The sequence below is a fragment of the Aeromonas sp. S9(2024) genome, from assembly GCF_041403185.1.
Taxonomy (GTDB): Bacteria; Pseudomonadota; Gammaproteobacteria; order Enterobacterales; family Aeromonadaceae; genus Aeromonas; species Aeromonas enteropelogenes.
In genome coordinates, this window is sequence record NZ_JBGLRE010000007.1 from 110,276 (window position 1) to 130,675 (window position 20,400).

The 20,400-nt window shown below is 61.6% G+C and carries 23 protein-coding genes, 1 other RNA gene and 1 riboswitch; of the genes, 21 read left to right on the forward strand and 3 right to left on the reverse strand.

Annotated elements, in window-relative coordinates; genetic code table 11:
* Positions 1-105 precede the first annotated feature (105 nt).
* The 16 genes from rsmI to lfiJ all read left to right on the forward strand — a co-directional run bounded on the left by rsmI (position 106) and on the right by lfiJ (position 15,199).
* Positions 106-939, forward strand: a complete 834-nt coding sequence (rsmI, locus tag ACB028_RS13010) for a 16S rRNA (cytidine(1402)-2'-O)-methyltransferase (protein WP_041210140.1) — start codon at positions 106-108, stop codon at positions 937-939.
* Positions 940-1,000: 61 nt separating this feature from the next.
* Positions 1,001-1,386, forward strand: an RNA gene (rnpB, locus tag ACB028_RS13015) — RNase P RNA component class A.
* A 226-nt stretch (positions 1,387-1,612) separates the two neighbouring features.
* Complete coding sequence (lfiM, locus tag ACB028_RS13020; protein WP_026456148.1) at positions 1,613-2,491, forward strand: lateral flagellar motor switch protein LfiM; 879 nt, start codon at positions 1,613-1,615, stop codon at positions 2,489-2,491.
* 8 nt (positions 2,492-2,499) lie between these two features.
* Positions 2,500-2,877: a lateral flagellar motor switch protein LfiN gene (gene lfiN, locus ACB028_RS13025; protein ID WP_026456147.1), complete on the forward strand. Its 378-nt coding sequence runs from the start codon at positions 2,500-2,502 to the stop codon at positions 2,875-2,877.
* Complete coding sequence (fliP, locus tag ACB028_RS13030; protein ID WP_042025052.1) at positions 2,877-3,611, forward strand: flagellar type III secretion system pore protein FliP; 735 nt, start codon at positions 2,877-2,879, stop codon at positions 3,609-3,611. The genes lfiN and fliP overlap by 1 nt, the downstream gene beginning before the upstream one ends.
* A gap of 1 nt (position 3,612) precedes the next feature.
* Positions 3,613-3,882 (forward strand): flagellar biosynthesis protein FliQ, encoded by a 270-nt coding sequence (gene fliQ, locus ACB028_RS13035; RefSeq protein WP_042025053.1) that lies wholly within the window; start codon positions 3,613-3,615, stop codon positions 3,880-3,882.
* Positions 3,879-4,661: a lateral flagellar biosynthetic protein LfiR gene (gene lfiR, locus ACB028_RS13040; RefSeq protein WP_026456146.1), complete on the forward strand. Its 783-nt coding sequence runs from the start codon at positions 3,879-3,881 to the stop codon at positions 4,659-4,661. The genes fliQ and lfiR overlap by 4 nt, the downstream gene beginning before the upstream one ends.
* On the forward strand, positions 4,658-5,794 hold the full coding sequence (flhB, locus tag ACB028_RS13045) for a flagellar biosynthesis protein FlhB (RefSeq protein WP_216993552.1): 1,137 nt from the start codon (positions 4,658-4,660) through the stop codon (positions 5,792-5,794). Before lfiR ends, flhB begins: the two co-directional genes overlap by 4 nt.
* Before the next feature lie 3 nt (positions 5,795-5,797).
* Positions 5,798-7,873 (forward strand): lateral flagellar biosynthesis protein LfhA, encoded by a 2,076-nt coding sequence (gene lfhA, locus ACB028_RS13050; RefSeq protein ID WP_216993553.1) that lies wholly within the window; start codon positions 5,798-5,800, stop codon positions 7,871-7,873.
* Between the two features lie 186 nt (positions 7,874-8,059).
* Positions 8,060-8,147: riboswitch (cyclic di-GMP riboswitch) on the forward strand.
* Between the two features lie 142 nt (positions 8,148-8,289).
* On the forward strand, positions 8,290-9,657 hold the full coding sequence (locus ACB028_RS13055; RefSeq protein ID WP_216993554.1) for a sigma-54 dependent transcriptional regulator: 1,368 nt from the start codon (positions 8,290-8,292) through the stop codon (positions 9,655-9,657).
* 3 nt (positions 9,658-9,660) lie between these two features.
* Positions 9,661-9,987 (forward strand): lateral flagellar hook-basal body complex protein LfiE, encoded by a 327-nt coding sequence (gene lfiE / locus ACB028_RS13060; RefSeq protein WP_026457266.1) that lies wholly within the window; start codon positions 9,661-9,663, stop codon positions 9,985-9,987.
* 77 nt (positions 9,988-10,064) lie between these two features.
* Positions 10,065-11,735 (forward strand): lateral flagellar M-ring protein FliFL, encoded by a 1,671-nt coding sequence (fliFL, locus tag ACB028_RS13065; protein WP_042025058.1) that lies wholly within the window; start codon positions 10,065-10,067, stop codon positions 11,733-11,735.
* Positions 11,722-12,750: a lateral flagellar motor switch protein FliGL gene (gene fliGL / locus ACB028_RS13070; RefSeq protein ID WP_042070863.1), complete on the forward strand. Its 1,029-nt coding sequence runs from the start codon at positions 11,722-11,724 to the stop codon at positions 12,748-12,750. The genes fliFL and fliGL overlap by 14 nt, the downstream gene beginning before the upstream one ends.
* Before the next feature lie 12 nt (positions 12,751-12,762).
* The gene (gene lfiH / locus ACB028_RS13075) at positions 12,763-13,455 is read left to right on the forward strand and encodes a lateral flagellar assembly protein FliH (protein ID WP_026458388.1); all 693 of its coding nucleotides are present in this window, start codon (positions 12,763-12,765) and stop codon (positions 13,453-13,455) included.
* Positions 13,448-14,779, forward strand: coding sequence for a lateral flagellar FliI-like assembly ATPase LfiI (gene lfiI / locus ACB028_RS13080; protein WP_042025061.1), 1,332 nt, complete (start codon positions 13,448-13,450; stop codon positions 14,777-14,779). The genes lfiH and lfiI overlap by 8 nt, the downstream gene beginning before the upstream one ends.
* 6 nt (positions 14,780-14,785) lie before the next feature.
* On the forward strand, positions 14,786-15,199 hold the full coding sequence (lfiJ, locus tag ACB028_RS13085) for a lateral flagellar protein LfiJ (RefSeq protein ID WP_026458465.1): 414 nt from the start codon (positions 14,786-14,788) through the stop codon (positions 15,197-15,199).
* A 23-nt stretch (positions 15,200-15,222) separates the two neighbouring features.
* Here lfiJ and lfgN read toward each other — a convergent pair whose 3' ends face one another.
* The 3 genes from lfgN to flgA all read right to left on the reverse strand — a co-directional run bounded on the left by lfgN (position 15,223) and on the right by flgA (position 16,814).
* A complete protein-coding gene (gene lfgN, locus ACB028_RS13090; RefSeq protein WP_026458466.1) occupies positions 15,223-15,666 on the reverse strand; it encodes a lateral flagellar protein LfgN in 444 nt (147 codons plus the stop codon).
* A complete protein-coding gene (gene flgM / locus ACB028_RS13095; RefSeq protein WP_026458467.1) occupies positions 15,663-15,938 on the reverse strand; it encodes a flagellar biosynthesis anti-sigma factor FlgM in 276 nt (91 codons plus the stop codon). Before flgM ends, lfgN begins: the two co-directional genes overlap by 4 nt.
* Positions 15,939-16,016: 78 nt before the next feature.
* The gene (gene flgA / locus ACB028_RS13100) at positions 16,017-16,814 is read right to left on the reverse strand and encodes a flagellar basal body P-ring formation chaperone FlgA (protein ID WP_354688559.1); all 798 of its coding nucleotides are present in this window, start codon (positions 16,812-16,814) and stop codon (positions 16,017-16,019) included.
* Positions 16,815-16,863: 49 nt separating this feature from the next.
* Here flgA and lfgB point away from each other — a divergent pair, with 49 nt between their 5' ends.
* Genes lfgB through lfgF form a run of 5 tightly spaced genes read left to right on the forward strand, consistent with a single transcriptional unit; the run spans position 16,864 to position 20,352 of the window.
* Positions 16,864-17,253: a lateral flagellar basal body rod protein LfgB gene (lfgB, locus tag ACB028_RS13105; RefSeq protein ID WP_026457765.1), complete on the forward strand. Its 390-nt coding sequence runs from the start codon at positions 16,864-16,866 to the stop codon at positions 17,251-17,253.
* Positions 17,254-17,255: 2 nt separating this feature from the next.
* Positions 17,256-17,681 (forward strand): lateral flagellar basal body rod protein FlgCL, encoded by a 426-nt coding sequence (gene flgCL, locus ACB028_RS13110; RefSeq protein WP_026457766.1) that lies wholly within the window; start codon positions 17,256-17,258, stop codon positions 17,679-17,681.
* A gap of 3 nt (positions 17,682-17,684) precedes the next feature.
* Positions 17,685-18,395, forward strand: a complete 711-nt coding sequence (locus tag ACB028_RS13115; protein ID WP_042070859.1) for a flagellar hook assembly protein FlgD — start codon at positions 17,685-17,687, stop codon at positions 18,393-18,395.
* A gap of 19 nt (positions 18,396-18,414) precedes the next feature.
* Positions 18,415-19,608 (forward strand): lateral flagellar hook protein FlgEL, encoded by a 1,194-nt coding sequence (gene flgEL / locus ACB028_RS13120; protein WP_026457768.1) that lies wholly within the window; start codon positions 18,415-18,417, stop codon positions 19,606-19,608.
* A 9-nt stretch (positions 19,609-19,617) separates the two neighbouring features.
* Positions 19,618-20,352: a lateral flagellar basal-body rod protein LfgF gene (gene lfgF / locus ACB028_RS13125; protein ID WP_042025064.1), complete on the forward strand. Its 735-nt coding sequence runs from the start codon at positions 19,618-19,620 to the stop codon at positions 20,350-20,352.
* Positions 20,353-20,400 lie beyond the last annotated feature (48 nt).

Genomic DNA, 20,400 nt, shown 5'->3' on the forward strand with positions numbered 1-20,400 from the left:
TGCTTTGTAACCCGGTTCAAGTTCATTCCCCGACCAGTGTTGAAATTCCCCCTAGTGTAAACGGGCCAATATGACGACACAATTGTCGGGGCACTCGGAGATCCCATGAGTGACATCCCAACCCTGTATATAGTCCCCACCCCGATCGGCAATCTGGCGGATATCACCCAGCGGGCCCTCGATACCCTGCGCAGTGTCGATCTGGTGGCCGCCGAGGATACCCGCCATACCGGCATCCTGCTCAGCCACTACCAAATCTCGGTACCGACCTTCGCCCTGCACGACCACAACGAGCAGCAGAAGGCCGATGTGCTGATCGGTCGTATCAAGGAGGGCAAGAGCGTCGCCCTGGTCTCCGATGCCGGCACCCCGCTTATCAGCGATCCCGGTTACCATCTCGTCACCCGCTGTCGCGAAGCGGGTGTCAAGGTAGTGCCGCTGCCTGGCCCCTGCGCCGCCATCACGGCCCTGAGCGCCGCCGGCCTGCCCACCGACCGCTTCGCCTTCGAGGGTTTCCTGCCAGCCAAGAGCAAGGGGCGTGATGATCGGCTGCAGGCGGTCATCGAAGACACCCGCTCCCTGGTGTTCTACGAATCCCCGCGCCGGGTGCAGGACACGGTGGAGGCGATCGCCCGTATCCTCGGTGAACGCCAGGTGGTGGTGTGCCGCGAGCTGACCAAGACCTTCGAATCGATCCACGGCCTGCCTGCTTCCGAGATGCTGACCTGGCTCGGCGAAGACGAGAACCGCTGTCGTGGCGAAATTGTGCTGGTGGTGGCAGGTGCCAATAAAGAAGAAGAGGAACTGCCGGCCGAGGCGATCCGTACCCTGGGGCTGCTGGTGGCCGAGCTGCCGCTCAAGAAGGCGGCGGCCCTCACCGCCGAGATCCACGGGGTGAAGAAGAACGCCCTCTACAAATACGGTCTCGAACACTATTAATTCCGGTTAAGGGGAATTGCCGGTTTACCCGACTCCGTCACGAGGCTATAATCCGCGCCTCGGAGTTGGCCGGGCAGTCGCTGCTTCGTCGTTGTGTCCCTCGGGACAGACGGGCGGAGGGGAGGAAAGTCCGGGCTTCACAGGGCAGGGTGCCAGGTAACGCCTGGGGGGCGCGAGCCTACGACCAGTGCAACAGAGAGCAGACCGCCGATGGCCCGCAAGGGATCAGGTAAGGGTGAAAGGGTGCGGTAAGAGCGCACCGCGCGACTGGCAACAGTTCGTGGCACGGTAAACTCCACCCGAAGCAAGACCAAATAGGCCCCCATTGGCGCGGCCCGCGTTGGGGGCGGGTAGGTTGCTTGAGCCAGCGAGCGATTGCTGGCCTAGAGGAATGATTGCCACCGGGGCAACCCGGTACAGAACCCGGCTTACAGGCCGACTCCGACCCAATTCCCGTGATGCGTCACGACAATCCCGATGCCTGCGGCATCGGGATTTTTTATTGCTTAAAAATTTGTCTCCTGTCATAGCGGAATTTTTGAACTTTCGATTAAAGTTCCAACTTTTTTTAGTCGTAATGATCCGCGTGAACGAACAAGTATCTATCGTGGGCTGGTTTGATGAACGAGCCGGGATCTGTGAAGCGAGATGAAATGGTTAAGGTGGATTTTCAATGACATCAAGCGGCGTAGCGCACACACCTTCCCGCCTGCTCAGTGCGGAGCAGGGGAGAGCCCTTCCTCGTTATGATTTGCTGGGCATAGAGCGGGTCAATCAGGCCCGGCTGAAACAGGTCAATGCCCCCTTGAGCACTTTCTCGCTCCAGGCGGCGAGCTGCATGGCCCAGCTGTTCAACAGTGCCGACTGCGAGCTGGCGTACAGCGAGTTTGCGGCCGAGGCGCCGGCCCGCGGCGCAGCGCCATTGATCTGGGTCGAGGCGAAGACGCCGCTGGATTCGAAACGCATCGTCTATTTCTCCATTTCCCATCAGGTGCTCTACCGCCTGGCGGTGCTGTTTTTTGGCGGTACCCTGCAACCGCAAAAAGAAGAGACTCCCCTGTCAGCCACGCGAGGGGTGACAGATACCGAACAACGCCTGCTGCTGCGCCTGTGCCAATACCAGACCGATATCTGGTCCGCGTGCCTGGGGTTGGGAGATCTGAAGTGGCAGTTGAACGTAGTACAGCCGGACGCGCTGCCTTCCCATCCGTTGCTGGTGACCAGAGCCTCCATGCAGGCCGGCAACATGGCGCACGAATGGCAGATGTGGCTGTTGCCCGCCGAAGAGTCGGTGCAGCCGGCGACTTCCAGCTTGCCGGAGGGGCAGCTGTCCCGCGTCCTGCCTCATGTTCCCGTGCAACTGCGGGTGGTGATGGGGCAGCTCTCTATGACTTTGGCCGATCTGGAGTGTCTCCAGGTGGGAGATGTCTTGTCACTGGAATTGCCCGAGGTCGTTCCGGCCCTGATTGGTGCTCGTCCCTGTTTCAGCGGGCGGATTGCAGAACATAAAGGCAGCCTGGTCTACCAGGTTGCATCGGTGGTAGAGGAGTAAACCGAATCATGAGCGAGCAAACGATGAATGACCCGTTGGACCTGGATGGACTGGATCAGCTGTTTGGCGACGATATCAGCATGCCGAGCGCGGCGGATTACATGGCGCCGACCAGCAACAGCAAGCAGCGGGATCTCTCCTTCTTCCGGCAGATCCCGGTCAAGGTCACCCTGGAAGTGGCCAGCACCGAAGTACCGCTGGGGGATCTGATGAAAGTCGAGGAAGGGGCCGTGATTGAGCTGGACAAGCTGGCGGGCGAACCGCTGGATGTGCGGGTCAATGGCCGCCTGCTGGCCAAGGGCGAAGTCGTGGTGGTCAACGGCAAGTATGGCCTGCGTCTGGTCGACGTAATCGACACCAACCTGCTGGGTGGCGTCGACGACTGATGCGCTATCTGCCGCTGACCCTGCTGCTGTTTGCACTGCCCGGATGGGGTGCCGACATGACGCTGTTCTCGGTCTCGCCGAGCGCCAGCGGGGGGGAGGACTACAACATCAAGTTGCAGATCCTCTTCTTCATGACCCTGCTCGGGTTGTTGCCGACGCTGTTGCTGATGATGACCAGCTTTACCCGGATCATCATAGTGCTGGCCATTTTGCGTCAGGCGCTGGGTCTGCAGCAGAGTCCACCGAACCGGGTGCTGATCGGCATCAGCCTGATCCTGACCCTGCTCATCATGCGGCCGGTCTGGACCGAGATTTACCAGGATGCCTTCGTTCCCTTCGATCAGAACGAGATCACCCTGTCTGAGGGGGTCGCCCGCGCCGAGAAGCCACTGCGCCGCTTCATGCTGGCCCAGACCCGCGAGCCGGACCTGGAGCAGATGATGCGGATCGCCGGTGAGCCGACCAAGATGGCGAAATCCGAGGTGCCCTTCAGCATACTGCTGCCCGCCTTCGTGCTCAGCGAACTCAATACGGCGTTCCAGATCGGGTTCATGCTGTTTATTCCGTTTCTGGTGATCGATCTGGTGGTGGCCAGCGTGTTGATGGCGATGGGGATGATGATGCTCTCTCCTCTCATCATCTCGTTGCCATTCAAGCTGATGGTATTCGTTCTGGTGGATGGCTGGTCCATGACGGTGGGCACCCTGGCTGCCAGTTTCGGGGGAGGGGGTTGAGATGACGGCGGAGCAGAGCGTTGCCCTGGTAGGCGGGGCCGTCAATCTGGTGGTGACCATGGTGTCTGTGCTGATCGTGCCCGGCCTTATCGTCGGCTTGGTGGTCAGCATCTTTCAAGCCGCTACCCAGATCCAGGAGCAGACCCTCAGCTTCCTGCCCCGCTTCATCGTGACCCTGATGACCCTGATGTTTACCGGCAACTGGCTGTTGTCGCAGATCACCACTCTGTTTCATGAACTCTTCCTCAAGATCCCCGGGCTGATAGGATGAACTCGCTGCTGTCCCTCAGTGCGGCCGAGCTGACGGCTTGGTTGGGGCAGTGGTGGTGGCCCTTCATCCGCATCGCGACCGCCTTCTGGGTGATGCCCTTCTTCGGAGATGGCCGCGTCCCGCCCCAGGTGCGTCTGCTGCTCGCCTTTATTCTCAGCCTGCTGGTGGCCCCCATGATGCACGACCTGCCGGTGATCGATCCCTTCAGTGCAGGGGCAATCGTGCTGACCATCGAGCAACTGATGTTTGGCCTGCTGTTCGGACTCTGTGTCCAGATGCTGTTCATGATCCTGACCATGGCGGGGCAGATCCTCTCCATGCAGATGGGGTTGGCGATGGCGGTGATGAATGACCCCAGTAACGGGGATACGGCCCCCATCGTCAGCCAGCTGATGCTGATCTTCTGTACCCTGCTGTTTCTCGGGCTCAATGGTCATCTGGTGACACTGGATATCCTGGTGCAGGGGTTGCGCAGCTGGCCGCCCGGCTCTTCCCTGGATTTGCTCGACATCAAGGGGGTCGTTGGCCTGCTTGGCTGGTCGATCGGGGCGGCGCTCATTCTCACCCTGCCCGCTGTGGTCGCCATGTTGATGGTCAACCTCACCTTCGGGGTGATGAACCGTACCGCTCCTTCTCTCAATATATTTTCGCTCGGTTTTCCCATGACCCTGTTGCTGGGGCTGCTGACCATGGCGCTCTCCATTGGCGGCGTCCCCGCCCGTTACCTTGATCTGGTGACCTATGTACTGGAACAACTGAAGGCGTTGACTCCCTCATGAGCCAGAGCAGTGCCCAGGACAAAACCGAAGAGGCCTCCGGCCAGAAACGGCAGAAAGCACGGGAAGAGGGGCAGATCGCCCGCTCCAAGGAGCTGAGCTCGGCAGGCTTGCTGCTGCTTGGCGGTCTGGTCATGCAGTGGATGGTGCCTGCCTTTGGCCAGTTTTTCGCACAGCTGATGCGTCAGCCCATTCGCTTCGACTGGCAGGGGGAGCGTAGCCCGGCGATGATGACTGAGTGGCTGGCACAGGCTTTGCTGAACATGCTCTGGGTGTTGCTGCCGCTGTTCGGGTTTCTTGCCCTGATGCTGATCCTGCTCAGCATAGTGCCTGGCGGCCTGGTGCTGACCTGGAAAAAACTGCTGCCAAGTGGCGAAAAGCTAAATCCGATCAAAGGATTGGGCAGGATGTTCTCCCATCACAGCCTGATGGAGCTGGTCAAATCCTTGCTCAAGATGCTGCTCATCGGCGGCACCCTGGCCATGATGTTGGAACACCAGTGGCCCCATTTGTTGATGATGAACCGGATGCCGCCCCAGCTGGCGATGGAGCAGGCACTGCGGATCCTCTCCCAGGCCTTTATCCTGCTCGGCAGTGTGCAACTGCTGATCGCGGTGCTGGATGTCCCCTACCAGAGCTGGTCCCTCAACAAGCAGTTGCGGATGACCAAGCAGGAGGTGAAGGACGAACACCGCAACAGCGAGGGGCGGCCCGAGATCAAGGCCAAGATCCGTCAGGTGCAGGGGATGCTGGCGCGCGCGCGCATCGAGCAGCGGGTGCCCGAGGCCGACGTGGTGATCGTCAACCCGACCCACTATGCGGTCGCCATCAAATATGATCCCGCCAGGGCCAATGCCCCCTTCGTGATTGCCAAGGGGGTCGACAGCATGGCGGCGCGGATCCGGGAAGTGGCCAAACAACACGACAAGACGGTGATGAGCCTGCCGGACCTGACCCGGGCCATCTATTACTCCACCCGGGTGGATCAGGAGGTTCCGGCCGGCCTGTTCACCGCCGTGGCCTATGTATTGAACCATGTATTGCAGCTGCGGGCCTATCAGGCAGGCAAGGGCAAGAAGCCAAGGCCTCTTGCTCCCCTGCATGTGCCGCCCGAATTACGTCAACCTGAGAGGTAAGTTTTGAACTGGCGTATCTTGACCCAATCCTACACAGCCATCCCGCTGATGCTGTTGGCCATCCTGGCCATGATGATCCTGCCTCTGCCGGGCTGGCTGCTGGACGCCCTGTTCACGTTCAACATAGTGTTGGCTGTGCTGGTGCTGCTGGTCTCGGTATCTGCCCGCCGTCCGCTGGACTTCTCGGTCTTCCCGACCGTGCTGCTGGTGGCGACCCTGATGCGGCTGTCCCTCAACGTGGCCTCTACCCGTGTCGTGCTGCTCCATGGCCACGAGGGGGGAGATGCCGCCGGTAAGGTCATCCAGGCCTTCGGTGAAGTGGTGATCGGCGGCAACTATGTGGTCGGTCTGGTGGTGTTCGTTATCCTGATGATCATCAACTTCGTGGTGATCACCAAGGGGGGCGAGCGGATCTCGGAGGTGTCGGCCCGTTTCACCCTGGATGCCATGCCCGGCAAGCAGATGGCCATCGATGCGGATCTCAATGCCGGCATTCTGGATCAGCATCAGGCCAGGATCCGCCGCGAGGAGATCGCCCGCGAGGCGGACTTCTATGGTGCGATGGACGGTGCTTCCAAGTTCGTGCGCGGCGATGCCATCGCCGGCCTGCTGGTACTCATCATCAACCTGGTGGGCGGTCTGGCCATCGGTATCTTCCAGCATGCGCTGCCGGTGGGAGAGGCGTTCCAGCGCTTCGCCCTGCTGACCATTGGTGATGGTCTGGTGGCGCAGATCCCGTCCCTGTTGATGTCGACGGCTGCCGCCATCATAGTGACCCGGGTGAGCGATGAGGGTGAGATGTCGGAGCAGGTGGGACAGCAGGTGCTGGCGTCCCCCCGCGTCATCTATACCGCCGCCGCTATCATGCTGATCCTGGGTCTGGTGCCGGGCATGCCGATGCTGGCCTTCCTCAGCTTTGCCGCCGTGCTGGCCTGGACAGGCTGGAGCGTCAGCAAGCGCCGTGTGCAGCAACCGGATCTGGACGCCGTCCAGGAACTGAGCCGCCAGCTGACCCAGCCTGAACAGCAGGTACTGGACTGGAGCGATCTGCCGACCGTGGATGCGGTGGCCATCGAGCTGGGTTATCGCCTGGTGCCATTGGCCGAGCAGGACAAGGGGGCCGAGCTGCTGGCCCGGGTGAGAGGCATTCGCAAGACCCTCTCCGAGCAGTATGGCTTCCTGCTGCCGGAGATCCGGGTGCGGGACAACCTGCAGCTCCAGCCGGATCAATACCGCATCAAGCTCTCCGGCGTGTCGCTGGCCGGGGGCAATGTGGATTGCCACCGACTGATGGCCATCAGCAGCGGTGAGACCTACGGCTCTCTGGATGGTGAGCTGACCCAGGATCCTGCCTATGGCATGAGTGCGGTCTGGATCTCGCCGGAACAGAAGGCCAAGGCCCTCAACCTGGGTTATTCGGTGGTGGACTCGGCCACCGTGATCGCGACCCACGCCAGCAAGCTGCTGCGCGAGCAGCTCGATACCCTGTTTGGTCATGACGAGGTGGGCAAGCTGGGCCAGTTCCTGGCCAACCAGTCTCCCCGTCTCGCCGAGGAGCTGAATCAGGCGCTGACCCAGATGCAGCAGCTGCGGGTTTTCCGCCAGTTGCTCAAGGATCAGGTCAGCCTGTGCGATATCCGGACCATAGCGACCACCCTGCTCGACGCCAGCGAGCTGACCAAGGATCCGGTTCTGCTCGCCTCCGATGTGCGCTGCGCCCTGAAACGGCAGATCGTCCGCCAGTCGATCGGCACGCGGGACGTGCTGGCAACCTTCACCCTCGACGATCGGCTGGAGCAGACCCTGCTGGCCGCCATGAACCAGGCCCAGCAGCAGGGCAAGATCCAGCTGGACAGCTTCCCGGTCGATCCCCAGCTGCTTGGCCAGTTGCAGCAAAACATGCCGTTGGTGAAGGAGCAGTTGCAGCAGCTGGGTCATGCCCCCGTATTGGTAGTCATGCCGCAATTGAGGCCATTAATGGCCAGATATGCCCGTTCTTTCGCCAAAGGCCTCAAAGTACTCTCATATAATGAGGTTCCCGAAGATTTAAGAGTCGAAGTAATAGGCACTCTTGGATAATTTATGTTCAGGAAGGGATTCCTGTGGGAAGTTTTTTTTCCGCATGCTTACTTGCTATGCAATTTAAAGAAGTTATTATGTGACAGCTTTTGACAATTTTCGTCGTGTTGAACACTAATATATCATTAGTGTCCGACACTGAATGGATTCGCCTCTTCCAGGCGCCTCATCCCTGAAAGGGTTGTCACAGGACAAGGGCAAACTGAACTGAAAAGTCAGGACGCAAAGCTACCGGTCTAACAGCAGTAATGCTTATGACAGCGGGGTTGCCAGACAGCCAATCATCTTGGTTATCATGGTTTTACTTTAATAACACGGTCCTTTTTTGGACTGTGGGTGCGCGTTTTGACGACTCATGCTTGGTTTATTGCTAAATCCATCAGCAAGGGTGTCTGACATTAATGAATGATAATAATATGCCCGTATTTGATGAAATACGGGAACATCATGTCTCGAACCTGCCTATTTTGTTAGTGCAGCCGGAATTTGCTGCAACTTGTCACACTGCAGACATATTGTCAGGGCATGGATATCCGGTAGTCAGGGTTAATTCAGTAAATAAGGTTGGCGATTTTGTTAATAAAAATCGCACGGGTCTCATCTTATTTGACATGGATGCCATGACGGAAGCTGGCCCCGGAATATTGAAATCGTTTGCCGGTGTTGATTCTATTATTCTGGTCAACGAAAATCAGGCCAATCTGGCCGCCGAAGCCATGTGTGCCGGCGCGATCGACTACATTGTCAAACCCTTCAGTGCCCAACAACTGCTGGAAACCATCCAGTGTGGCCTGCGCCTGCGCCAGAAGATCCCGAACCTGGTCGCCGTCTCGAACAAGAGCCTGCAGGTACTCCAGCTGGCACGGCGAGCGGCCAAGACCTGTGCCACCATCCTGATCGGCGGCGAGTCGGGCACAGGCAAGGAGTGCCTCGCCCGCTATATCCACGACATGTCCTGCCGGGCGGGCAAGCCCTTCGTCGCCATCAACTGTGCGGCAATCCCCGAAGCCATGCTGGAATCCATCCTGTTTGGTCACAACAAGGGGGCCTTCACCGGCGCCACCAGTGCCCAGCCCGGCAAGTTCGAGCTGGCCCAGGGGGGGACCCTGCTGCTGGACGAGATCTCCGAACTCTCCCTGCCCCTGCAAACCAAGCTGCTGCGCGTCCTGCAGGAGAAAGAGGTGGAGCGTCTCGGTAGCCACCAGACCATTTCCCTCGACGTGCGGATCATCGCCGCCAGCAACAAGGAACTGCGCACCCTGGTGGCGGAAGGACAGTTCCGCGAAGACCTCTTCTATCGGCTGGATGTGCTGCCCATCAGCTGGCCCGCCCTGCGTGAGCGGCCGGAAGATATTCTGCCGCTGGCCCGCTTTTTCATCGAGCAACATGCCCCCGCTCAGGGCTACCGTCTGAGCGAGGCCGCCGCCCGGCAACTGGTTACTTATCAATGGCCTGGCAATGTGCGCGAGCTCGACAATGTCATCCAGCGTTCGTTGATCATGGCTCGGGGTTTGCATATACAGGCGATCGATTTGATGTTGCCCATCGATCAGCAGGATGACGAGAGTGCGCCTGTTGACCTGGTGGGGTCATGCGACGGGTTGAGCGAGACCCGCCGCAATGCGGAATTTCAATTCGTACTGGAAACCTTGCGTCGCTTTCGTGGCCATCGTACCCGTACCGCGGATGCGCTCGGGATGACGACCAGGGCATTGCGATACAAGCTGGCGGCAATGCGTGAGCAAGGCATTGATATCGAACGGCAGATTCAAGCAGAGGGATAAAGAGTGAAGATTGAAATGATGTCATCACAAGTAACACTACTGCAGCAGATGCAGGAGATGCAGCGTGTCGCCAGCCAGGCGCCTTCCATCGAGTCAAACGGCACGCCGGAAGTCTCCTTCAGCAACGCCATGCAGGATGTCATCGGTCGTGTCAACGAGCAGCAGAATGTCTCGTCCCGCTTGATGGCTGCCGTCGATACCGGCCAGAGCGATGATCTGGTGGGTGCCATGGTGGCGAGTCAAAAGGCCGGCCTCAGCTTTTCCGCCCTTATGCAGGTGCGCAACAAGTTGATGACCGGGTTTGACGACATCATGCGCATGCCGCTCTGAGGTAACAGATGACTGAACTCGTGACATCCAGGCCGGGGGAACAGGACGGCTCGCTGAAAGACAGGTTGCAAGAGGGATTGCGGCATTGGCGCAATCTATCCCGCGACAACAAATCCATTTTGACCATCGCGCTGCTGGCGGCCATCGTCGCCGGCACCATAGTGGTGATCCTCTGGACCTCCAGCAAGAATTACGTCCCGCTCTACGGCAAGCAGGAACTGTACGACACTGCCAACATCATGGAGATGCTGGAAAAGGAGCAGATACCGTTCCGGCTGGAGAAGAGCTCAGGGCAGATCCTGGTGCCTGAACACCAGCTGGCTCCTGTGCGCATGGCGCTGGCCGCGCGCGGGGTGCGTGCCGCCATGCCTGCCGGGCTGGAAGGGCTCAATGCGGTGACGGGTCTCGGCACCAGTGAATTCATGGAAGGGGCACGCTATCGCCATGCCCTGGAAGGGGAGCTGGCCAGAACCATTATCTCTCTCGATGCGATCCGCAGTGCCCGGGTACATCTGGCGATCCCGAAGCGGACCCTGTTCGTCGGTCGGGATGAAGAGAAGCCCAGCGCCTCCGTGATGCTGGATCTGCAGCCGGGCCAGTCCCTCGAGCCCGGTCAGGTCGAGGCCATCGCCAACCTGGTGGCGGGCAGCATCTCCGGCATGAAGCCCGGCGCCGTGACCGTGGTCGACCAGGCCGGTCAGCTGCTCAGTGCCGAGGTGGGCGACAAGGCCACGTTCGGCAAGCAGAGCGTGCAGCAGATGGAGTACACCCGCAAGCTGGAGCAATACATCCGTCAGCGGGCCAACGACATGCTGATCCCCATGCTGGGCAACGGCAACTTCCGGGTGCAGATCGCCGCGGATGTGAATTTCAATGCGGTGGAAGAGACCCAGCAGCAGCTCGATCCGTCCGGCGTGCTGACCCGTGAGTCCAGCAAGTCCGACAAGACCATCGACTCCCTGGCACTCGGCATTCCGGGGGCCCTCTCCAATCGTCCGCCGGAGACGACCGCCAATGCGGCCGAGGATGGCAAGGAGAAGGAGGCGCCCTCCAAGGGGGATGCGCGTACCGAGCGTCAGGAAGTCACCAAGCAGTACGAGAACAGCCGCACCATAGTACATACCCGCTATCAGCAGGGCCGGCTGGAGAAGATCAACGTCTCCGTGCTGCTCAACCAGCAGATTGCCCCCAAGGAGGGCTGGAATGCCGATCAGCTCGAGCAGATCCGCCAGATGGTGGAACGCGCCGTCGGTTTCGATCAGACGCGCGGCGATCAGATCAGCCTGCAGGTGTTCAGCTTCACCGGCGCCCCGGCGGTCACCATCCCCGAGTCCAGCTGGTGGGAAACCCCCTATTGGCAGGATTCCCTGCGCTATCTGGTTGGCGGTCTGCTGGGCCTGACACTGGTCTTCTTCGGCATCCGTCCTCTGGTCAAGCATCTGGTGCGTACCCAGCAGCCGGTCGATGAGACGGTGGAACAGGAAGAGGAGCAGGAACCGACCGTCGGTCTCGCCATGCGCCGCAGCGGCGATGAAGAGGATGAGGCGGCGACGGCCATGTCCAACAGCCTGATCCGCTCGGAAGGTGCCGGCCAGCCGCACTTCGCCGCCGTCGACATGGATTCGCTGCCCGAGCCTGGCTCGGAGCTGGAGGTCCAGCTCAAGCACCTCCAGCTGCTGGTTGAGAAGGACACCGCCAGAGTGGCGGAAGTGATCAGAACATGGGTGAGTGGCAATGAACAACGTTAACCTGAACCAGAATGCGGTCGATGTTGACATCGACGACCTCGAGAAGGCCGCCATCCTGCTGCTGAGCATGGGCACGGAGGCGGCCGCCAAGGTGATGCAGAAGCTCTCCCGGGACGAGGTGCAGCGCCTCATCTCCAAGATGGCGGGGCTGCCCGGCGTCAGCTCGATGGAGGCGCGCTGGACCCTGCAGCAGTTTTTCAACCAGTACCGCGAGCAGAGCGGCATCGGCAGTGCATCGCGGGAGTATCTGGAACAGACCCTGGATCTGGCCCTCGGCCAGTCTCTCTCCCGCAGCCTGCTCGACAGCCTGTATGGCGACGTGATGAGCCAGGATATCCAGCGTCTGCAGTGGGTGCCGGCCGACGTGCTGGCCCGCTTCTTTCGCAACGAGCACCCCCAGATGCAGGCGGTACTGCTGGCCTTCCTGCCACCCCAGACCGCCTCGGCCGTACTCGATGCCCTGCCGGGCTCGGTTCACGACGACCTGCTGGTCAGGGTCGCCGGCCTCAGCACGGTGAGCGAGCATGTGCTGGGCGAGCTGCGTCTGACTCTGGAGCGCTGCCTGGCCTATGTAGCCGATCAGGCCGGTGCCAAGGTCAACGGGGTTCGCCAGGTCGCCGATATTCTCAACCGTTATCAGGGGAACAAGGAGCAGATGCTCTCCCTGCTGCGCGAACACGATGGCGAGATGGCCATCGAGATCGAGAAGAACATGTTCGACTTCATGGCGTTGCGTCGCCAGAGCGACGAAACCCTGCAGCGTCTGGTGCAGGAGCTGCCAAGCGAGCTGCTGGCCCTGGCGCTCAAGAATACCGAGGCCAGCTTCCGCAAGGTGGTGCTGGGGGCCATGCCCAAGCGGATGGCCCAGGCGCTCGACGACCAGATCCAGAATCAGGGCAGCGTCTCCCTGCGCAAGGTCGAACAGGCCCGCACCGAGGTCATGCAACTGGTGCGCGAACTGGTCGAACAGGGCGAGATCGAGTTCATGTTGTTCGAAGAGCCCACGGTCAGCTAACAGGAGGCAACCATGAGTCACCATCTGCGCAAGTTGCAGCCTGGGGCGACCCGTCTGTACCGCTTTCCGGCCCTGGGCCAGAGTGGCGAAGAGGCCCAGAACCAGCAGGAACAGTTCGAATACGGCTATCAGCAGGGGCTGGAGCAGGGTCATGATGAAGGTTATCAGACCGGCTATCAGCAGGGCCTGACCAGCGGCCTGCAGGAGGGGGAGAGTCGGGGACTGCAACAGGGACAGACCCGGGGCTTTGCCCAGGGGCTGGCGGAGGGGCGTGCCGAGTTCGAGAAGGCGATGGCCCCCTTTGCCAAACTGCAGGAGCAGTGGAGCGCCCTGACCCAGGAGAAGATGCAGCAGCAGAAGGCGTTGATCGCCCAGCTGGTGGAGCAGGTGGCGAGGCGGGTCATCATGGCCGAGTTCACCCTCAACCCGCAACAGGTGTTGCATCAGGTGGAACAGGCGCTGGCGACCCTGCCAGCCGATCCCGAAGAGCTGGTGATCTACCTTAACGAAGGGGATCGCGAACGTCTGCTGGAGCAGGGCGTGACCCGTTGCGAAGGGTGGCCCCTGCAGGTGGATCCGGCCCTGGCGGTGGGCGACGCCCGCATCGAGACCCGGGCTGCCGTGGTGGAAGTCAGTACCAGCACCCGTCTGACGGCCTGCATCGAGCAGGTCAACAGCTCGCTGAGCGTCACCCAGGATGCATGACGCTCTGCAGCGGGCGCTGACCTCGGCGCTCGACAACCTCGATGAGCTGCCCTCCTTTCGTCGCTATGGTCGCCTGGTGCGAGTCACCGGGCTGACCCTTGAAGTAGTGGGCTGCCAGCTGGTGATGGGGCAGCGTTGCCGGGTCAGCACGGCCGGCGGGGCTCCCTTGCTGGCCGAAGTAGTCGGCTTCAACCGCGACGTCTCTTTCCTGATGCCTCTTCAGCCTATTAGCGGTCTCTATTCCGGTGCCCGGGTCGAACCGGTCGAGGGGGAGGAGACGGTACGCATCGGTTCCCATCTGCTGGGGCGGGTGCTCGACGGTCTGCTCCAGCCACTCGACGGTCGTCCCCTGCCCGAGGCGGGGGAGCCGGTTCCCCTGTTTGCCATGCCTCCGAACCCGCTGTTGCGGGTGCCGGTGCGCGAGCCCCTCGATGTGGGGATCCGTGCCATCAATGGCCTGCTGACGGTGGGCAAGGGCCAGCGCCTCGGCCTGTTTGCCGGCTCCGGGGTGGGCAAGAGCATGCTGCTCGGCATGATGACCCGCAACACGGCGGCGCAGATCGTGGTGGTGGGGTTGATTGGGGAGCGGGGCCGGGAGGTGCGCGAGTTCATCGAGCACAGCCTAGGGGCCGAAGGGCTGGCCAGGGCCGTGGTGATCGCCGCTCCGGCCGATCAGTCTCCCCTGATGCGGCTGCGGGCTGCCCAACTCTGTCACCGGATCGCCGAATACTTCCGGGAGCAGGGGCAGGACGTGCTGCTGCTGATGGACTCCCTGACCCGTTACGCCCAGGCCCAGCGCGAGATCGCGCTGGCGGTCGGGGAACCCCCCGCGACCCGCGGCTATCCCCCCTCAGTTTTCGGCATGCTGACCCAGCTGGTGGAGCGGGCCGGCAACGGCACCCACCCGGATGGCAGCCTCAGCGCCTTCTATACGGTGCTGGCGGAAGGGGACGATCAGCAGGATCCCGTGGTGGATGCCGCCCGGGCCATCCTGGATGGTCATATAGTGCTGACCCGCCGTCTGGCGGAGGAGGGGCACTATCCGGCCATCGATATCGGCGCCTCGGTCAGCCGGGTGATGCCCCAGGTGGTGCCGGGCGAGTGGCAGCAACTGGCGGTGACGCTGCGCCAGCTGTGGGGGCGCTATCAGCAGGTGCGCGAACTGCTGCCTCTGGGCGGCTACCAGCCCGGCGCCGATCCGCAGATGGATGAGGCGGTGCAGCGCTATCCGGCCATCGCCGCCTTCCTGCAACAGGGGCTTCATGAGGAAGTGCCCTTCCAGCAGGTGATGGCGGGCCTCAAGCAGGTGTTGGGACAGGGGTAAGTCGTCATGCTCAAGTCGTATCTTGGATTGCAACAGGATGAGCTGGAGAAGCTGGGTCAGGAGCGGCGGCGGCTGCGCGAGATTGCGTTGCAGGAAGAGCAACGGGCGCACAAGCTGCAGGAGGTGATCGCCGCCCTGCGTCCCGGTGCCGAGCCGTTTCATCCCCTGCTGTGGCAGAACCGTCAGCAGATGGATGGCCAGCTGCGCAAGATGCTCTCCCATCAGGTGCAGCAGTCGACTCTGGCCAGGATGGACCTGGATCATCATGAAGGGGTGATGCGACAGCAGGTGGGCCGGGTCAAGGGCCTTGAGCTGCTGCTGGCGCGCCGGGCGGCACAGGGACAGCAACAGCAGGAGAAACGGGATCAGCATCAGCTCGACGAGCTGGCCAGCCTGCGTTATCTCGCCAGGGGAGGCTGAGCACTCACATCAGGAAGGGTTGCTCAGTCGCGAAAATCGTCCGGTTGACCGTAGCCGGGCTCCTGGCCGAGCAGGGTCTGGATCGTCTCTATCTGTCCGGCCAGCAGGCGGCCGTTGAGTTCATTCTGGTGCAGGCAGCGTTTCAGGGAGTGCTCCAGCTGCTGCCACTGCGCGCCGACCTGGCGCTGCAGGTTGTCGGGCAGCTTGGCGATCAGTTTGGCCATCCCCTTTTCATCCGGTTTGAGCCCCAGTGCCAGCAGATGTTGGCAGCGCTGCTGGGCCTGCAACTGCACCTGGGCCATCAGCCGGTTCTGCTGCTGGTTGTGGGTGGCAAGGCTGTCCACGTCATGGGCGGCCAACAGGGCGTGCTGGCGCTGCAACACCTGCTCCAGCTCCTGATAGCGTCCGGTATCCTGCTGGATGCCGACGATCAGCTCACGTACCCGCTCCTTGGCTGTCAGGCTCATCGGCGGTGCATGTCCACAATGGCCTGGCTCAGGGCGTCCATGTCCAGTTCCAGCCGACCTTCGCTGATGGCCTGGCGGATCTGGTTCACCTTGTCCATGTCCACATCCGAGGTGGTACTCAGGAGCGCGCTGGCCTGGGTCACGGATTGCGCGGTGGCGCTGATTTTGGCATCGCTCCGGGGCTGGCTGGCCGGTGCCTGGGTCGCCGGTGCTTCCTGCTTGCGGGCCGCTTGGGGCTGGCTATAGAGCGGATCGGTGCGAGTAATCTTCATAATCTGGCTTCCTGATGGTCTTACCCTGAAATAGGCGACCCAAGTCACGCTGAACTTGAATCGAATCGTGGCGGAAGGTCAAAAACGGGTTTCCACTTCCCCCCGGCCGACGACCCAGGCCTGGATCACCTTGCCCGAGCGGCTGTTTCTGACCTTGATGGCATCCCCGATGGCCCCGTTTTCCAGCGCCTCGCCCCGGGTTGTGGCGGAGAAGGAGCCATCGCTGGCCCGGATCAGTACCCCTTGATTCTTCTCGATGGCCCAGGGTTTCTGCAAATCCAGTTCCCCCAGCAGATGGCCGGCCCTGAGGTGGCGACTGCTCTTGTAACCCTGCAGCGACTGGTTGGCGGGGATGAAGCCCCGCTGCAGACGGCTGACGTCCAGCTCCTGCACCAGCACGTCCGCCGCAGCGATCGGGACGTCGCGCTGGATATCCTGTGCGGCCACCCAGACCGGCAGGGTCAGATTGACCTCCACCCGGCCCCGCAACTGCCAGCTCGGGCTCAGGCAGGTGATGAGATAGGGGCGGCGTCCCCAGGGCTGGCGATACTGACCACCCGCCTGCAACTGCACCTGCTGCTCGCAGGGGGGGAGGTGGGCCACCGCCGACGAGAGCCAGACCTGATAGTCAGCGGTCGGGGTGGGCCAGCCTTGCTGCGTGACGTACTCCTCCAGCGTGGTACGGGCGTCCCGGATCAGGGCATCCTCCAGCTCGTCGGCCAGAGTCTGGGCCGCGTGTGCATGAACGCTGCCGAGCAGCAGGAAGAGAGCGAGCCCGGATTTCCATGCAGGAAGTCTGGCTTCCACCTCTTGGTTGCCGGTTTGCCCCCGGACCGGCGCGAGGCCGCCCTTGGCGTGGATTGTCAGGATTGGCATGACTCTTGATAACACCCGCATCGGTCCGATTGATGGAAAAGGATAAAACATGAGCCTCTCGTTTGACCGCGCCCTTGGCGTGCACCCCTATGCGCTTGAAGTCAGAGCGGATCGCGCCCGTATTCTGGCTGGCAACCTGGCCAACGTGGATACCCCTGGGTATCTGGCGCGGGATGTGGATTATAAGACGATTTTGAACGGGGTCGCACGGCAAGTTGCGCGCGGTGACGAAAGCGCCGCCATCACTCAGGGCAGCATGGCCGACGAGATGCGTCACCCGCTATACCGCATTCCCTATCAGCCATCCATGGATGGCAACACGGCCGAACTGAGCGTTGAGCAGAGCAAGTTTGCCAACAACGCCACCGATTTCCAGACCAGCCTGACCTTTCTCAATATGAAAATCACCGGGATCGCCAAGGCGATCGAGGGACGTTAATCATGTCATTCAACAAGATCTATGACATCGCGGGCAGCTCCATGCGGGCTCAGACGGTACGACTCGACACCGTTGCCTCCAACCTGGCCAACGTCGACAGCGCCGCGAGCAGCGAAGAGAGCGCCTTTCGTGCGATCAAACCTGTCTTCTCCACCCTCTACCAGCGCGTTCAGGACGCTGAAGGACTGGGCGCGGCCCAGGTACAGGTCGCCGGCATAGTGCAGTCCGACCGCATGGTCGAGAAGCGCATGGAGCCCACCAACCCGCTCGCCGATGAAGATGGCTATGTCTACTACTCCAACGTCAACGTGGTGGAAGAGATGGCCGACATGATGAGCGCCTCCCGTGGCTTCGAGACCTCGGTCGAGGTGATCAACCGGGTCAACAGCATGCAGCAGGGGCTGCTGCGTCTTGGTCAGGGGGTCTAACCGATGAGCCTGCCACAAGTCAGCAATCTGGACAGTGCTCGGGGCAGCCAGCGCGCTGGCGCCACCCCGGAGATAGCCTCAAACAATGCGGGACAAACCGAGGGAAATCAGGGTTCCCAAGGCAGCCAGGGCGTTCAGCTGCGCAATGAATTTCTCCAGATGATGGTGGCCCAGATCCAGAACCAGGATCCGACCAATCCCCTCGACGGCGCCCAGTACGTCACCCAGCTGGCCCAGTTCAGCATGGTGGAGGGGGTCGAAGGGTTGAAGATCCTGCAGCAGCAGTCCATCGCCATGATGGACACCCAGCAGGTACTGCAGAGCACCGACCTTATCGACAAGGAAGTGATGGTACCCAGCGGTACGCTGGAGCTCTCCGAAGAGCAGGCGATCCGCGGCCAGATCGAGCTGCCCAGCACTGCCAACCAGATCGAGCTCAAGGTGTTCGACGAGCATGGCCAGCAGGTGGCCAGCCAGAGCTGGGGCGAGAGCAAACCGGGGGCGATCGACTATGAACTGCCCGCGCTGCCGCCCGGAAAGTACAGCTTCGAGGTCAAGGCATCCATGGATGGGGCCGCGGTCACTACCAAGAATTATGTTGCCAGCACAGTGGAACGCGTGTCGCTACCGGGAACGGGCGAGATCATGTTGCAGGTCGCCGGGGTGGGTGAAGTTCCCCTCTTCAGCGCAGTTCAGTTTGGCAAGTCGGCGTAACTAACAGAGGATTGAACCCGTGTCTTTCAATATCGGATTGAGCGGCCTGCGCGCCGTAAACCAGGAGCTGAGCGTCATCAGCAACAACGTGGCCAACGCCAGCACCGCCGGCTTCAAATCCAGCCGTGCCGAATTCGCCGCCATTTATGGCGGTGGCCAAGCGGGCGGGGTGGAGATGAACAACGTCTCCCAGAACTTCGAGCGCAACGGCGACCTGATGCGCACCGGACGCGGGCTGGATCTGGCCATCTCCGGCAGCGGTTTTTTCGTATTGAAAGAGGCCAACGGCCAGAGCTCCTACACCCGCGCCGGCATGTTCCAGCGTGATGCCAGCAACCATCTGGTGGCTGCCAACGGTGCCCGCCTGCAGGGTTACTCCACCAACGCGGCAGGCGAGCTGCAGGCCGGGGTGATCGGGGATATTCAGGTTCAGGCCGGCAGCCTGCCTGCCAAGGCCTCCGATACCCTGGAGTTCGTCGCCAACCTGAAGGCTGATGCCAGCGTCATCGACCCGACTGCCAACCCGTTCGATCCGGCCAAGAGCGAGAGCTACAGCTACTCCCAGACCAGCAAGGTCTACGACTCCCTCGGCAGCGAACACAGCGTGACCCAGTATTTCGTCAAAACAGGCGACAACAGCTGGACCGTGCATTACACCTTCAATGGCACCGATCTGAAGGCGCCGGTCGCGCTGACCTTCAACAAGGATGGTACCCTGGCCACGCCTACCGCCATGCCCAAGCTGGCCCTGACCCCGCCGGGTGCCAACCCCCTTGAACTCACCGTCGACATCAGCAAGGTGAGCCAGTACGCATCCGACTTCAACGCGACCCGCAACCAGTCCAACGGCTACACCGCCGGGGACCTGACCGGCGTGCGGGTGGATGCCGATGGCGGCGTGTATGCCACCTTCACCAACGGGCAGAGCCTGTTGCAGGGGCAGGTGGTGATGGCCAACTTCGCCAACCCCAACGGCCTGCTGCAGACCAACAACACTACCTGGCAGCAGTCTTTCAGCTCCGGCCAGCCGGTGCTGGGGGTTCCCGGCTCGGGCACCCTGGGCAACCTGACCGCCGGTGCCTATGAAGGTTCCAACGTGGATCTGACCGGTGAACTGGTCAGCCTGATGACGTCCCAGCGCAACTATCAGGCCAACGCCAAGACCATCAGCTCCGCTGACAAGATGACCCAGGTCCTGTTCAACTCCTTCTAAGGCTGAACCGTGGAAAAGCTTATCTATACCGCCATGTCGGGGGCGCAACACACCCTGATGGCACAGCAGATCAGGGCCAACAACCTGGCCAACGTCAACACGGCCGGCTTTCGGGCCGACTTCGAGCGCGTCTCGGCCCTGGCCCTGACAGGCGACGGCTACCAGAGTCGCGTGATGGCGCGGGAAGAGCTGGCCGGCACCGACTTCAAGGCCGGTGTCCTGATGCAGACCGGTCGTCCGCTGGACGTGGCGATCCGTGGCGATGGCTTCTTCACCGTACAGTCCGCCGATGGCAAGGAGTCCTACACCCGGGCCGGCAATCTGACCCAGGATGCCGACGGCCTGCTCACCCTCAACGGTCGCCCCGTGCTGGGTGATGGCGGTGAGTTGGTGTTGCCCGCCTACCGCGACATCCACTTCGGCAAGGACGGTACCCTCAGCGTCACCCCGCCGGGGGGCGGTGCCCGCCTCGAAGTCGGCCGGCTCAAGCTGGTCAATCCGGACACCCGTGAACTGGTGAAGGGGCCGGACGGCTTGTTCCGCCAGCGTCAGGGCGAGGATGCCGAGATGAGTGACGAGGTGGTGATGGCCTCCGGATTTCTGGAAGGGGCCAACGTCAATGCCGTGGACGAACTGGTCAGCAGCATGGCGCTGACTCGCAACTTCGAGTTGCAGGTCAAGTTGATGAAGAGCGCCGATGATCAGGCCCGCCAGGGGGCACGCCTCATCTCGGGTCAAGGCTGATAGCCGGATTATTCCGGTCGCCGGGCAAGGGTCTGGCGGCCAGCAAAC